Consider the following 13,725-nt stretch of genomic DNA (forward strand, 5'->3'; position numbering starts at 1 on the left):
GGTGCTCATACGTTTAAATAAAAATTCATGGTGAGTACTGCAATACCTGGGACATCTGGACCGTATCCGTAGCGGCGCTTATTTCAGATTAGTATTTGTTGAAGCCACACACACTACAAGCGATTATCACCAACAGGATAAACAGTACAAGAATTGTGCCTGTGTTAGTAAAGGCTCCTCCAACGTAACCGGACATTTGCAGCACCTCCTTGATCAGTAAGTAATTTAGCTTATGATCGCCGCGTTCTTATTGATTGGGTGATTGTTACTAGTTGTTTCACTATTTATCGCTACTATCATTCAGCAGCATATGTGCCGCACAGACATCTGTACGGGCAGCGGCAGCCCCCTCCTTCTCTCCTACCTTGCCAGCGCTCTTCCCGCAACCATCATTCATAAGCATTTGTACGGTAATGATGCCCTTTTTTTATATGTAAACGATAACCTATACGTATAGAGGCGGCGGAACATATTCTGTTATAAATGTCCGCCTGACGAGAAAGGATAGATTAGGAATATGCAGCGAAAACGCAACAGGAAGAAAGCGGCAGTCAAGTTGTCTTATTTGCAGCCTCAAGTCTCCCAAGTTCCCTCCGAAGAGTTGCCGTCGCCCCCTTTTCTGAATCAAGGCGCCGTTCCCGGGCTATTCGGACCGTCTTCCGATACTCCCCCTCCTTCAAGAAGAAGTCCGTTTCAAGGCCTCTTCTCCGCAATGGGCGGATTAGATGGAATTATGTCGACAATCGGCAAAGTTCAGAAAATGATCGGCGTATTTCAGCAAATTAAACCTATATTCGGTCTGTTCAGCGCATTCGGAGGAGCCAAAGCCGTAACAACGGGACTTGCACAAGGCCACAATACGAGAAAACGCGTATCTGGCGGCAAGATCCGGAAGAGGAGGCAACGAAGGAATAAAAGCAGAATATGAGCGAGGTTGTGAATAGAGCCGAACTAAAAAGCATGGGACTTCTCGAGGAAGTATTCCCATGCTTTTTCTCGTTTGCCGATCATCAAACTAGCGAATAGTAGCGCTATCTGTGTCCGCATCGGGGAGTGATGCCGGGCAGTCGTCCATGAGAGTAGACTAAAAACCGCGCTGAACGGTTTCTACTCCCTTTGGCACGATCAGCGTCAACTGCGGATCGACCGTCTCCGCGGCAAACCCGCCGTCGCGACGGTCGACCGCGCCGATCATGACGTACATCGTCGCGCCGGCGACATGCGTCCTCATCAGGCCGTCGTCCGGCCGCTCCAGCTTCTTGTCCGACCAATAGCGGATTTGGCCGAACAGCTTCACTTCCCGCGCGTCGGCTTCATCCACTTCCACGCCGCTCATGGACTGCACGACGATTTTCGTAACAGCCGGGGGAACCGTCGCAGCCGCCGAATCCACGTAAGCGGTCCGCTGCGTCATGTTCAGCTCCCGCTTCAGCTCGTCGAACAGGCCCGTCGACATGAGCAGCGCAAGCCCCAGGCTGACCGTGCCGATCACTCCGACAAAAAACACGCTGATCCAGTCGTAGCGCACGATCGCCCGGTCGCTTCCGGAAAACTTCAAATAGAGCAGCAGCTCCGCGCCGAGCATAATAAATACGATGGGCGCCACCCACGTCAGCACCTCATAGGACCCGATATCCTGCCACAGCGACACCGCAAGCGCCGTGCCCATCAGCATCAGCGTAATGCCCATCGACAGCGAGCCGACGCGCCAAGTGCGCATGCCCGCCGCGCGTCCGGCTTCGGGCATAACGTTAGCCCCGTTCATAAGGCTCGCCCTCCCTCTTGTCGAAGGTCGGAGCAAATCCGGCTTCCTCCGGCGCCGGCGGCGCATTATGCCTGTATTCCGCCGTCTTGCCGCCGAATACCATCCGTACGCCGAGCAGGATCAGCACGAACGAAATGGCGACCGTCGGAATGATGTAGATGAAATCCATATACGCCTCATACACCTGCCGCGTAAAATGATTGAGCACGAAATTGGTGACGACGCGGTTCAACAAGTAATAGACGCCGAAGCCGATCAACGCGATGCCGAACCACTTCTGGTAAGGGACGAACTGCTTCATGACCGGCTCGTCGGTCAGCTCGTGGCGTTCGTAGCGCGACGTCTGCTGCAGCGCGTCGAAGAAGGCGAAGCACCAGAACAGCGGCAGCAGGAAGAAGAACAGCGACAACCTCAAATTGTCCATAATATAGATGGCCAGCAGGAAGCCGCCCATGAGCTGAAGTCCGCGCTTCTGAAGCCCCAAGTACAGGTGTCCGGCGCCCGGGAAGATCGACAGCGCGATCGCGAGCACCTTGTTTTTGCGCCCGGAAGCGATGTTCCGCTCCAAATCCTCGAAGATGGCGCGGTCGACGATCGTCTCGCCCCGCTGCTTCGCATGCTGAAGCGATATCGCGTCGAACATGCCGTAAATCCAGATGACCGGCAGCGCCAGCAGGAAGATAAGCAGCGCGCCGGAGCCCGTCGCGATGCTTAGAAAAACGACGATCGCGAACAAACCGATGAACGAGATCAGCAGCGTAATGCCGCGCTGCATCAGACCGAGGCTCATATGGCCAAGCCCGGGCAGGAACGACAGCAGAATCGTGCGCGTCTTCTCGCGCTGTGCTTCGTAAGAATACCGGTCCGCCACGGCGTACGCATCCGGATAGCCGCCGTAGGCGCCCCCTCCGGCGCCCGGCGCCTGCAGCTTGCCCGACAATAACGTGACGATCATATCCAGCATGTTGACGATCCATACGAGAATCGCGAAGATCAGCAGAAAGATCGCGACCTCATCGGCGTCCCCATTCGACACGAGAAGCAAAAAAATCAGTCCCAGCGATCCGAAAAAGGCTCCCCCGTAAAGGATCGTGCGAATGGGCCGGCCCAAGTAAACATGGCCTGCACCCGGTATCAATGAAAGAAAAAAAGCGGCCAACGGGCTTTTGTTCATAAATGGTTCCTTCCTTTCTAACGTTCGTAATGAAGCCTTATTTAAAGCGCAGCTCCTGCAGCCCGTCGAGCCACGAGCCGGTCTGGCTGACCATCCTCTCCGACCACGATTCCGCCTGCCCGGTCACCGGGCTGTCCGCGACCGGACGATGCGTCCGGCTCTCCCAGCTGTCCCGCTCCGCCATCCGCTGCGAGAAGGCGGCGAAGGTGCCGCTTCCGAGCAGCAGCAGCGTGATCGAAGCCGCGACCGTATAATGGAACGCCGGATGCTGCAGCCACGAGGCCCGGCGGCTTGATTTTGCCTGAGCGGGGGCCTTCTTCTTCTCCGAAGCTTGCCGCACTTCCCGCTCCGGCTGCCGCTCCTCGAGCAGCCGCGCCACGACTCGCCCCTCAAGCCGCTCCAAATCCGGCTGCCCGGCATCCATCGTCTTCGCATCCCGCTCCAGCACCGCCATGAACCGCGTAAGGCAAGTCTCGCACGCCTCCAGCTGCCGATCGACCGGCTCCCGTTCCGGCTCGGTCATCCGGCCCTGCGCGTACCGCTCCAATTGGGCCGCGGTCACATGTTCATGCTTGATCCCTTCACTCATTCAAAATCCTCCTTCCGCCAATGCCGCTTCATCCAGTTTCGCGCCCGGTACAGCCGGGATTCCACGCTTTTGCGCTCCAGCCCCGTCTCGGCCGCGATTTGCTCATACGATTTATCTTCCATGTAAAAGGCCGTTACGACCTCGCGGTAACGATCCGGGAGCGACTCGATCCGCGCCCTGACCTGACGCTTGTCCTCCTGCTCCATCGCCTCGGCCTCCGCGGCGGGCATCTCCGCCAGGTCGTCCTTTCTTAGCTCGGACATCCGCTCCTCGCCCGCAAGCTCCTCGGGCCTTCGCGCCTTGCCGCGTTTGAAATCGATCGCGCGATTGACGGCGATCCGCGTAATCCACGTCTTCAGCCCGTCCAATCGGCATTCCGGAAGGGAGCGATAAATTTGCAGCAGCACTTCCTGCGTCACGTCCTCCGCGTCATGCGGCGAGTGCAGCACTGCGTTTACCGTTCTGTAGATATACGGACCGTAAGCCCGCACAAAAGGTCGATAATGCTCGGGCCCGCCTTTTTGCGCCGCCTTGATCCAATCCTCGTCTTGAATGTCGCTCCCCTCCTTCCCGAAACAATAGACGACGGCGCGTCCCGCTTCCCCTGCGCTTTTTCGAAAAAAGTTTTTTATTCGTCGAATGACCTGCTTTTTAGTGTAACACGATCTTGCCCCTTAACATCCGCAATAGAGGAATAATCGATTTGATGCCCGAACTACTAGTATGACTTGTAGGCAACTTTCCCGAATGGAGGATCATGATGTTCGGCTTAACCAGGCTTCCCAAGAACGCGCGCGGCTGTCTGCTGTACGAGCCCCTGTTCCTAATCCCGTACAGCATGTTCAGCACGTATGCGACGATTTACATGTTCGAGATGGGGCTGAGCGAGACGGCGATCGGCTGGGTGACGACGCTGACGCTGCTCGTACAGGTGTTCTCGTCCTTCATCAGCGGCTTTCTGACCGACAAGCTCGGGAGAAAGCGGGCGCTGCTTTATTTCGACGTCCTCAGCTGGACGGTAGGCACCTTGCTGTGGGCGGTATCGCAAAATATATGGTTTTTTATCGTCGCGGCCGTCGTCAACGGATTTCAAAGAGTGCCGCATACGGCGTTCTACTGCTTGCTAGTTGAAGATACCGAGCCGAAGGACCGCACCTTCGTCTTCTCCGTCCTCCAGTTCGTCGGGATGCTCGGAGGGTTGTTCGCGCCGCTCGGCGGGCTGCTCGTCGCCCATTACGGCCTCATCCCCGGCATGCGGATCATGTACGCGCTCGCGTGCGTATGCATGACGATTCAATTCGTCGGCCGCCACTTCGCCACCCGGGAGACGGACATCGGCCTGCGCAAAATGGAGGAAACCCGCAGCCTCGGCCTCATGGCCGGCCTGCTCGAATACAAAGGGATCCTCCGCGGGATGGCGGGGAACAAGCCGCTGCTGCTTATTTTCGGCGTTTATATCCTGTTTCAATTCCAGCTCACGCTGAAAACGACTTACCTGTCGCTCTTCTTCGTCGAGCATCTGAAGCTGGACAGCGGGCTTGTCTCGATCTTTCCCGCCGTCACCTCCGTCTTCATGCTGCTCTCGATGTGGCTGCTGCTGCCTCGCCTCGGCGATAACCGGCTGCATGCCGTTATGATGTGGGGCTTCTTCGTCTCGCTCGCGTCGAACCTGCTGCTCATCCTGCCCCTGCCGGGCATGATGGTCTGGCTCGTCGTCAGCACGATTCTCGCCGCGGTCGGCACGATGATGACGTATCCGTATCTGGAAGCGGCGGTGGCGAACGCCATCGACGACGAGAACCGGGCCGGCATCTTCGCCATGCTGTCCGTGCTCATTCTGCTGGTCATCTCGCCGTCGGGGATTATCGGGGGCTGGGCCTATAAGCTGGACCCGAACCTGCCGATCCTCCTGATCGTCCTGTCGTTCGCGGCGAGCATGGCGCTGCTGGCGCTGTACAAGAGAAGCGCCGGGGAGGATGCGGCGAAAGCGTAGCTGCTTAAGGTTCGTAGATCCATGAGATCCGAATTTCTTCCGCGTTCTCTGTCAATCTCGCCTTTGAATCCTTATTGACCCGAATGGATCGCCGGCCATCGGTGCCTATATTGTTCTCGTTAGGAGGACGAAGGCCGTTGTCGGGGCCTGCAGCAACGCGGAAACAAATGCGTAACTCCGGTTTTCTCCGGATCCCTCGTTTTCCGCTGATGGACAATGAGGTATACTGGAGAAGTCAGGAAGTATTTAGACCAAAGGAGGCATTGTGACGTGGGCACGAATAACAAAATCGGCGGCGGCGGCTTTCATCATGTCGCGCTGAGAGCGAACGATTTTGAAGCGACGGTCAAATTTTATACCGAGGGCTTAGGCTTTGAACTGCGCCAGGCATGGGGTGAAGGCGACAAGCGCATTGTGCTGCTGGATACCGGCGACGGCAACTATTTGGAGGTATTCGCAGGCGGCTCCGGCGAACCGAAGCCGGAAGGCTGCTACTTCCACGTAGCGTTCCGCACCGATAACGTGGACGCCGCCGTCGAGGCGGCCGTTGCGGCAGGCGCTGCAGTGACGGTAGCGCCGAAGGAGGCCGTGCTCGGCAACACGCCGCCGACACCGGTACGCATCGCTTTCGTAAAGGGACTAAACGGTGAGATTATCGAGTTTTTCCAAAGCACGGGAGACCATCGGCTGTAATAAAATCCATGAGAAGAAAGGGGAATGGCAATGGCAGACGCCTTTACTTTATCGATTGGGGACGCAGCGCCAGATTTTACCCTGCCGGCAACGGATGGGAAGACTTACGGGCTGAGCGACTTTCGCAACGCGAAGACGCTGGTCGTCTTTTTCACTTGCAATCATTGTCCTTTTGTCATCGGTTCGAATGAAGTTACGCGCGAAACCGCTAACCGCTATATCGAGAAGGGCGTGCAGTTCGTCGGCATCAACGCGAACAGCGTGAATACGAAGCCCGAAGATTCCTTTGAGCATATGGTCGCTCACATGGCGGAGCATGAATTCCCGTGGGTGTATCTGCGCGACGAATCGCAGGAAGTCGCGCTCGCGTACGGCGCGCTGCGGACGCCGCATTTTTACGTTTTCAACGAAGAGCGCAAGCTGGTTTACACCGGCCGTGGCGTCGATCAACCGCGGGATGTCGGCAAGATGACCGTCAACGATCTCGACAACGCGCTTTCGGAACTCGCATCGGGGCAAGAGATTACCGTGAAGGTGACAAATCCGATCGGTTGCAACGTTAAATGGGACGGCAAGGACGCGCACTGGATGCCCGCGGAAGCCTGCGATCTGGTATAACGCGGCGTCATGCATAAGCTTATTCCTCATATAGAAAGCCTCGGCCCCATCGTAAGGTGGCGGCTGGAGCTTTTTTCTAGATTATACATGGTTTTGTCCAAAACGAGGGATTACAACACGCTAAACATGTATAGGTCTTAACGAATTCATCCATAATAACTTGAATTTAAAAATCGAATGGAGGGCGGATTCCGATGAAACAAGATCAGCTGAGCAACTCCAATAAGGAGAAGCAGCCGGTTGCCTTTGCCAATCTGAATCACTCGGCAACTAGCTATGCGCAAAATGCGATAGAGGATGTATCGGCAAACCATTCCATAAATGAAGAAGCCGCGGAAAATTTGGTCAAACAGGCTATGCAAAATGATGATGAAATGAAAAAGGATCAATAAATCACCATCCTTCTAGTCGGGGAGGACGCATACGCCAAGCTCCCTCGCAAGCACCGTCATTCGATGGTGCTTTTCTTATGCCCGCAATAACGTTTGCGAAGAAAACAAATGAAGGAAAAAAAAGACCTCATTGCCCGCAAGACAATTGCGACGGCAATGAGGTTCTCTTCTGCCACGGCGAACGCGCCGATTATGACCGGTCCTTCTGCTATACTGGAATATTGCATTAACTTCGGCTTTATCTGCCTCCATAACCGGGACGCTTACCCGCCAAGTGCTTCCTTCAGCTCCTCCGGCGAGCGGTCCCACCACTCCGCGTTATGCTCGATCAGCAGCTTGCGAAGCGCGGCCTTCTCCACGTCGCCCAGCTCGCCGAGAATGAAGCGGCGCTTGATCGCGTAGTCCAGCTTGTTCACGTGGTCGGCAAGGATCTTCCAGCCGCGGCGGGCTTCCGTGTCGATCAGCATCTCGCACGCCGTCGCGCCCGCGTAGTGCGAGCCTTCCTCCGTCCGCTCGACCGCCACCCACACGATCCAGCATTGACGGCCGTTCGGCGTGTCCTCCTTGTTCGGCGTGAACTTGATGCCGCGCTCGATCTTGCTCTTCGCGTGCATCGCCCCTACGTCGATGTAAGCCTCTCCGTCGTCGATAATGACGCAAGCCACATCGCTCAAATCGATGGACCCCGCGCCGAAGCCTTTATGTTTTTTGCTGCTCACCACGTTGAGCGACAACGATTTTTTTTCCTTCTTCTCCGGCTGTTCCGCCTGGCCTTGTTGTTCCGTCACGCGTCTTCACACCTTCCCCGATACAATAATTCCATTTTAGCTAATATTCCTCCAAAAGCAAACATATACATGCTGTAGATGCTTGTCAACGGGAGGGAAACGGTCCATGACTCCACGCAATGTCAAACGAATCATACTCGTAACGCTCGCGGTCGTCCTGCTCGGCATTTCCGTGCAGTACGGCTTCGGGACTGCTTGGCAATCCCAATATACGTTCGCCATCGCTCCCGCCGCCAAATCCAAGCAGCCGCCCGCGCCTGCCCCAAAAACGGCCAAGCCGCCCGCCGTGCAGGAACCGAACACGGTCATGACGCCGAAGCCGCAGTCGCTCAGCAATCGCGTCGTTGAGTACCATATCAACGTCTCGCTGCGCGAGGACGCGCGGCACCTGGACGGCGAACAGACCGTGACCTGGATCAATCCGGGCAAAAAAACGGTGTCCGAGCTCTACTTCCACCTGTATCCGAACGCCTTCCAATCGGACAAAACCACCTTCATGATGGAATCCGGCGGACAGCTGCGGCAGGACAAGGCTACGTCCGCAAGCCAGGGGCACATGCAGCTGAATGCGCTGCAGACGCTGGAGGGCGAGAGCCTGCTCCCCCGCCTGCAATACGTGCAGCCTGACGACGGCAACGAGAACGACTTTACGCTGGCCAAGCTCCGCCTGCCCGAGCCGCTCGAGCCCGGCAAGTCGGTTACGCTTCGGATGAGCTACGAGGTCAAGCTGCCCGAGGTGTTCGCGCGGATGGGCTACTCCGGCAGCTTCGTCATGGCCGGCCAATGGTTCCCGAAGGTCGCCGTTTACGAGACCGCCGGCACGAGGGGCCGCACGTCCGAAGGCTGGAACGTGCATCAGTACCACGGCAACTCCGAGTTTTACAGCGACTTCGGCATTTACAGCGTCCGAATCCAGGTGCCGGAGGCTTACACCGTCGCCGCGACCGGCTTCCAGACGAAGCCGATCGAGGTGAAGAACGAGGCGAAGGTGTATCAATTTTACGCCGACGACGTCCATGATTTTGCTTGGGCTGCTTCGCCCGATTTCGTCTACGAGGAAGCGGCCTACTCCGATACCGGCATCCCCGGCGTCCGGATCAAGCTTTACCTCGATCCGTCCCATGCGGCGCTCAAGGACCGCTATATGCACGCGGCCAAGTCCGCCTTGTCCAACTATGCGAAGTGGTACGGCCAATACCCGTACACCACGCTGTCGATCGTCGTGCCGCCCAAGGGAGCCGGAGGCGCCGGAGGCATGGAGTACCCGACGCTCGTGACCGCCTTCAGCGCCGAGAAGCCGAATCCCGGCTACGACCTCGAGCGGACGGTCGTGCACGAGATCGGCCACCAGTACTGGTACGGCATGGTCGCCTCGAACGAGTTCGAGGAAGCGTGGCTCGACGAAGGCTTCACCTCCTACGCGGAGGACAAAGTGATGGAGGCCGCCTACGGGCTGACGCCCAACCTGCGGCTCGAAGCCAGCTACATGACGGACCCGGCGCCGCTGAAGCAGCCCTCCTGGGCTTACGGCAGCCATACGCAATACGCCGAGAACGTCTATATGCGGGCCAAGCTCGTGCTGGTCGGCATCGAGAACCAGGTCGGCACCCGGACGATGCAGAAAATATTGCGGACCTACTTCCAGAAATATAAATTCAAGCACCCGTCCACCGCCGATTTTCAGCGCGTCGTCGAGCAGGTGACGAAGACCAAGTGGCATGATTACTTCAGCCAGTACGTATACGACGACCAGATGGCCGACTTCTCCGTCGAAGCCATTCACGTAAGGCCGGTGAAGGAGGACGGCAAGCCGATGTACGAGTCCGTCGTCCTGATCAAGCGCAACGGCGGCACGAACGGCGAAATCCCGATCGTCATGCAGTTCACGGACGGGACGAGAGTGACGAAGAACTGGGCCGCGGGCGAAACCCACATTCAATACAAGCAGGTGCATGACGCTCCGCTCGAGTGGGCCGTCGTCGATCCGAACCATACCAACGTGCTCGACAACAAAGTGATCAACAACTTTATGCAGGCGCAGCTTCCGGAGAGCTCGCGCGCGAGATGGAGCCTTGGCGCCGCGAAGCTGATCGAGGGGCTGCTCGGATCGCTGAGCTGGTAAGACGGCAAGCAACCTGCGTTCAAGGAGCGATAAACCATGAAGACACATTTGCTGCAAGGCTGGCGGCTGGCGGTCAAGCACTTTTACATCGTCATTCTGCTGTTTCTGTACCAGCTCGTCGCCGGATTTTTCCTGTACCGTTTCATCGACTCGGTCGTTTCTCCGCTGCTCCGCCGCTACCCGGGCTCCTTCCCTTCCGAGTCGGCCGCGCAGCTCTTCCTGACGGAAGCGCAGTTCCGGCTCTTCAAGACCGATCTCATCACGCCTTACCTCTGGATTCTCGGCGGACTGCTGGCCGCCCGCATGCTGCTGACGCCGCTCATCAACGCCGGCTTGTTCTACTCGCTGCAGCAGACGAGGGACGGCGGCGGCGGCACGCGGTTCCTCGAAGGCATCCGCAAGACCTGGAAGCCGGTCCTGCTGCTGTACTGGCTGGAGTCGGCGCTCGCGCTGGCGCCGGCCTGGTGGCTGCTGCCCCGAGGTCTCGACTCGCTCCTGGCGAGCGGCAACGTCCCCGAGCTGCTCGCGGACGTCCTCCCCGGCGCTTCCCTATGGCTGGCATGGGCCACGGTTCTTCGCCTCCTCTCCCTGGCGGCGCAGTTCGGCGCCGCTTCCGGCGAAGGAATCTTCCGCTCCTTATGGAAGGCCGTGCGGAACTTCCTGATGTACGCGGCGATCTCGCTCGTTCTCTGGGCCGCCGGCGCGGCGCTCGGGCTCGTCGTCTCCGGCCTCTCGCTAATCTGGGCCGGCCTTCTCGCCCTTATCGTCCACCAAGGCTACCACCTCGTGCGTACGCTGGTGAAGGTGTGGACCATCGCGTCGCAAATCGACTATTTGCAATCCAAGCAGGCTTAACCGCGGCATTCGCCATCGATTTGCCAAATTGCAACAGGCTGTCCATGAAGGCCAAGAGCCTTGTCGGACAGCCTGTTTTTTGCATGAGTATTTTTTAATAATCGTGTCTGAGCAGCGCGAAAAACGGCCGTTTCTCGCCCGTTCGGCTTGTCCTTGCGCCGTCACTAGGCATGCATAGTCCGGCATATTTTATAACGCATGCACATAATTAATGAAATTAAGTCGAGATTTCAGGCAGAAAGCAACATGAAAGTCGGTTATTATTACAGAAAAAACGGTTAAACGCATCAATTAGCCAAAAGGTTACATGAGAATTATTAGAATTTGCCAATTAAAGAAGGAGATCCGTGAATAAAATCGAATCCGTATTTTAAAGCAAGAAAAAACTGCCTAATTTCCTAGCGGAAAACGGGGGAACCATCTTTGGGTGAATTGATTCCGACGTCTGCCTCGCGGCCGGCGCCAGAGGAATCATAGGGGACCTTCAACCGAACCCCACAGCTAACCTCGTCGGCATTGGAAGGAGTTCCACTCAGTTGAAAAAGGTTACCGCATTGCTTTTGGGTCTGACGATTATGCTCGCTTTTCAAGCGGGAAGCGTTTTCGCGGATTCCAAACTGAACGGATTCATCGATGGCGTCATCGGCAGTCCGTACAAAAGCGGCGGAACGACGGCAAGAGGCTTTGATTGCTCCGGTTTTACGACCTATGTGTTCGATAAAATGGGCATTGACCTTCCGCGTACATCCGCATCGCAAGCAAAGGCAGGAACGAAGGTCGCGAAAGCCGACCTGATCCCGGGAGATCTCGTGTTTTTCGACACGGCCGGCGGCAACAACGGCTCGGTATCCCACGTAGGCATTTACATCGGAGACGGCAAGTTTGCTCACGCATCCTCCAGCAGGGGCGTCGTTACGGACAAACTGAACTCCTCCTACTACGAGAAACGCTACGTGACCTCGCGTCGCGTGCTGGACTCGGAAGCTTTCACACAGTTCGCTGAAGAACAATAGAGCATCGCCGATGCCTGCCTCCGAACGGGAGCGGCTGCAAGAGCAAGCTCAACCGGCAAAGCCGCAGTTGTTTGTCCGCCATTCGACAAACCGCATGCGGCTTTGCTGTTTCCATGCCGGACTTGTAGGAAAACGGGTTAATGCCGCGTTTTGGGAAAGGAGCCTACTACGATGTATTTATTTATTCATCGCAAAGATTTGCGCACGACCGATATGCGAGCGTTCGATTACTTGCGAAGCAAGGATGACGCCGGCATCCATCTGCTCATCCTGGATCCCGCCCTCGTCGGCGGCGGCCGCCTCACCAGCCACAGCGGTCGCAGCTTCATCGGCCAGGCCGCATCCCTGCTGCTGAGCTACGCCGATGCCGGCAAAGAGCTGCACGTGCTGTACGGCGAGCCCGAGCGCGTAACCGAAGCGCTCCTGCAAGCGCATCCGATCGAGGAAGTCGTCGTTCACGACGATTATACGCCGTACGCCCGGCTCCGCGACGAGCGGCTCCGCGAGCTTGCGCGCAAGCTCGGACGGAGCTGGACGCCCGTCGCCGACGCTCCGCTTGCCGACATGACGGCGTTTCCGGCCTATGCCCGTCGTTCGGGTTCCGTGCCCTATAAAGTATTCACCCCCTTCTACCGGAAGTGGAACCGCTACATAGCAGAGCATTACGGCCCGGCCAGCGACATTGCCGTCGACGATCTCGCCACCGTCCGGGAGATCGATCCCGCCGTCGCGGCGGCGTTCGCTCTGCCCGAGCCGGTCGCCTGCGCGCTCGGCGCGAGCTCCGGCGTCGAAGGAACCGCGAAGCCGTCGGCGAAGCTCGACCGCTTCATTCGCGAGCGGCTGGCCGCTTACGCCTACAACCGGGACAATTACGCCGAGGACGCTACGAGCGGCCTGGCCCGATTTATGAACGCCGGCTCGATCTCGGTCCGGCAAGCCTACGAGGCGACGCAGGGACTGCCTGGTGCGGAGAATTGGCTTCGCCAGCTGGCGTGGCGCGACTTCTTCCTCTACCAGGCGATCTATCACGAGGATTTCTTCCGCTATGAGCATCTGACGGATCTCTCGCCGCTCTCGGACGTCCACTTCGAGGCGTGGGCAAGCGGCTCGACCGGCATTCCGCTTATCGACGCGGCCATGACGCAGCTGAACCGGACCGGCGAGCTGCCGAACCGGCTGCGGATGATCGTCGCGATGTTTTTGACGAAAAACCTGCTATGCCCGTTCACGCTGGGCGAGCAGCACTTCCGGCTGCATCTGAGCGATTACGACAATGCGCAGAACCGCGGCGGCTGGCTCTGGTGCTCCTCGCTCGGCTACGACGCCGCGCCGTACTTTCGCGTCATGAACCCCGTGTCGCAATCGCAGCGATACGATCCGGACGGCAGCTATATCAGGCGCTGGCTGCCTCATCTCGCCCATCTGTCCGACAAGGAGATCCATCGGCCGCTTGGCGGCGCGATCGTCGATTTGAAGGCGTCGCGGGCGCGGGCGATCGACGTGTACAAGACCATCGTGCTGGCCGGCGCGGGCGACGAGCGCCGCCTTATGGGCAGATAGACCTTCCACATCGTCGTTAGGAGGTCAGAAAGTGAGAGTCGTGCTCGAAATTCGGAGTCTGAGCGGAAACTCGAGCTCGCTGGGATGATTTGTCTCAGATATTTAGACTACGCAGCTGCTGAGTCCGAACGATGGGGATTTCGTTTCGGATATTGAAATTAAT

14 protein-coding genes and 1 riboswitch are annotated in these 13,725 nt (G+C 57.6%); of the genes, 8 read left to right on the forward strand and 6 right to left on the reverse strand.

The genetic code is table 11. The annotated features are described in order from the left end of the window. Positions 1-88: 88 nt before the first annotated feature. The 5 genes from IDH41_RS31540 to IDH41_RS23830 form a co-directional block, all read right to left on the reverse strand. Positions 89-196, reverse strand: a complete 108-nt coding sequence (locus tag IDH41_RS31540) for a YjcZ family sporulation protein (RefSeq protein WP_223830007.1) — start codon at positions 194-196, stop codon at positions 89-91. Positions 197-1,084: 888 nt separating this feature from the next. After that, entirely contained in the window at positions 1,085-1,765 is a 681-nt protein-coding gene (locus IDH41_RS23815; protein WP_190865584.1) for a hypothetical protein, read from the reverse strand. Then, complete coding sequence (locus IDH41_RS23820) at positions 1,752-2,939, reverse strand: hypothetical protein (RefSeq protein WP_190865586.1); 1,188 nt, start codon at positions 2,937-2,939, stop codon at positions 1,752-1,754. Before IDH41_RS23820 ends, IDH41_RS23815 begins: the two co-directional genes overlap by 14 nt. A gap of 37 nt (positions 2,940-2,976) precedes the next feature. Further along, on the reverse strand, positions 2,977-3,528 hold the full coding sequence (locus IDH41_RS23825; protein ID WP_190865587.1) for a hypothetical protein: 552 nt from the start codon (positions 3,526-3,528) through the stop codon (positions 2,977-2,979). Further along, a complete protein-coding gene (locus tag IDH41_RS23830) occupies positions 3,525-4,019 on the reverse strand; it encodes a sigma-70 family RNA polymerase sigma factor (protein ID WP_190865589.1) in 495 nt (164 codons plus the stop codon). The genes IDH41_RS23825 and IDH41_RS23830 overlap by 4 nt, the downstream gene beginning before the upstream one ends. Before the next feature lie 269 nt (positions 4,020-4,288). Between IDH41_RS23830 and IDH41_RS23835 the strand changes: the two genes are divergently transcribed. From IDH41_RS23835 to IDH41_RS23850, 4 genes are all read left to right on the forward strand, one after another. After that, the gene (locus IDH41_RS23835) at positions 4,289-5,521 is read left to right on the forward strand and encodes an MFS transporter (RefSeq protein ID WP_190865591.1); all 1,233 of its coding nucleotides are present in this window, start codon (positions 4,289-4,291) and stop codon (positions 5,519-5,521) included. Between the two features lie 270 nt (positions 5,522-5,791). Further along, positions 5,792-6,214: a VOC family protein gene (locus IDH41_RS23840; RefSeq protein WP_190865593.1), complete on the forward strand. Its 423-nt coding sequence runs from the start codon at positions 5,792-5,794 to the stop codon at positions 6,212-6,214. 24 nt (positions 6,215-6,238) lie between these two features. Next, positions 6,239-6,832 carry a thioredoxin family protein gene (locus tag IDH41_RS23845; RefSeq protein WP_223830008.1) on the forward strand — a complete coding sequence of 198 codons (594 nt, stop codon included), beginning with the start codon at positions 6,239-6,241 and terminating at the stop codon, positions 6,830-6,832. A 194-nt stretch (positions 6,833-7,026) separates the two neighbouring features. After that, positions 7,027-7,224 carry a hypothetical protein gene (locus IDH41_RS23850; protein ID WP_190865595.1) on the forward strand — a complete coding sequence of 66 codons (198 nt, stop codon included), beginning with the start codon at positions 7,027-7,029 and terminating at the stop codon, positions 7,222-7,224. 263 nt (positions 7,225-7,487) lie between these two features. Here the strand turns inward: IDH41_RS23850 and IDH41_RS23855 are convergent, their stop codons facing one another. Next, positions 7,488-8,012 (reverse strand): YwhD family protein, encoded by a 525-nt coding sequence (locus IDH41_RS23855; RefSeq protein WP_190865597.1) that lies wholly within the window; start codon positions 8,010-8,012, stop codon positions 7,488-7,490. Between the two features lie 106 nt (positions 8,013-8,118). Between IDH41_RS23855 and IDH41_RS23860 the strand changes: the two genes are divergently transcribed. From IDH41_RS23860 to IDH41_RS23875, 4 genes are all read left to right on the forward strand, one after another. Next, positions 8,119-10,134, forward strand: coding sequence for a M1 family metallopeptidase (locus IDH41_RS23860; RefSeq protein WP_190865598.1), 2,016 nt, complete (start codon positions 8,119-8,121; stop codon positions 10,132-10,134). A 36-nt stretch (positions 10,135-10,170) separates the two neighbouring features. Continuing rightward, positions 10,171-10,989: a hypothetical protein gene (locus IDH41_RS23865; protein ID WP_190865600.1), complete on the forward strand. Its 819-nt coding sequence runs from the start codon at positions 10,171-10,173 to the stop codon at positions 10,987-10,989. Positions 10,990-11,366: 377 nt separating this feature from the next. Beyond that, a riboswitch (cyclic di-AMP (ydaO/yuaA leader) is annotated at positions 11,367-11,520 on the forward strand. A 5-nt stretch (positions 11,521-11,525) separates the two neighbouring features. Then, the gene (locus tag IDH41_RS23870) at positions 11,526-12,002 is read left to right on the forward strand and encodes a C40 family peptidase (RefSeq protein WP_223830009.1); all 477 of its coding nucleotides are present in this window, start codon (positions 11,526-11,528) and stop codon (positions 12,000-12,002) included. 171 nt (positions 12,003-12,173) lie between these two features. Further along, the gene (locus IDH41_RS23875) at positions 12,174-13,562 is read left to right on the forward strand and encodes a cryptochrome/photolyase family protein (protein WP_190865602.1); all 1,389 of its coding nucleotides are present in this window, start codon (positions 12,174-12,176) and stop codon (positions 13,560-13,562) included. The last annotated feature ends 163 nt before the right edge of the window (positions 13,563-13,725 follow it).

The organism is Paenibacillus arenilitoris, assembly GCF_014705655.1.
GTDB classification, from domain to species: Bacteria; Bacillota; Bacilli; order Paenibacillales; family Paenibacillaceae; genus Pristimantibacillus; species Pristimantibacillus arenilitoris.

What these genes read in the sequence shown, in the direction of transcription:
- IDH41_RS23845 (WP_223830008.1), top strand. Translation starts at nt 6,239, where the DNA reads ATGGCAATGGCAGACGCCTTTACTTTATCGATTGGGGACGCAGCGCCA.
- IDH41_RS23875 (WP_190865602.1), top strand. Translation starts at nt 12,174, where the DNA reads ATGTATTTATTTATTCATCGCAAAGATTTGCGCACGACCGATATGCGA.
- IDH41_RS23825 (WP_190865587.1), bottom strand. Translation starts at nt 3,528, where the DNA reads ATGAGTGAAGGGATCAAGCATGAACATGTGACCGCGGCCCAATTGGAG.
- IDH41_RS23815 (WP_190865584.1), bottom strand. Translation starts at nt 1,765, where the DNA reads ATGAACGGGGCTAACGTTATGCCCGAAGCCGGACGCGCGGCGGGCATG.
- IDH41_RS23835 (WP_190865591.1), top strand. Translation starts at nt 4,289, where the DNA reads ATGTTCGGCTTAACCAGGCTTCCCAAGAACGCGCGCGGCTGTCTGCTG.
- IDH41_RS23820 (WP_190865586.1), bottom strand. Translation starts at nt 2,939, where the DNA reads ATGAACAAAAGCCCGTTGGCCGCTTTTTTTCTTTCATTGATACCGGGT.
- IDH41_RS23850 (WP_190865595.1), top strand. Translation starts at nt 7,027, where the DNA reads ATGAAACAAGATCAGCTGAGCAACTCCAATAAGGAGAAGCAGCCGGTT.
- IDH41_RS31540 (WP_223830007.1), bottom strand. Translation starts at nt 196, where the DNA reads ATGTCCGGTTACGTTGGAGGAGCCTTTACTAACACAGGCACAATTCTT.
- IDH41_RS23860 (WP_190865598.1), top strand. Translation starts at nt 8,119, where the DNA reads ATGACTCCACGCAATGTCAAACGAATCATACTCGTAACGCTCGCGGTC.
- IDH41_RS23865 (WP_190865600.1), top strand. Translation starts at nt 10,171, where the DNA reads ATGAAGACACATTTGCTGCAAGGCTGGCGGCTGGCGGTCAAGCACTTT.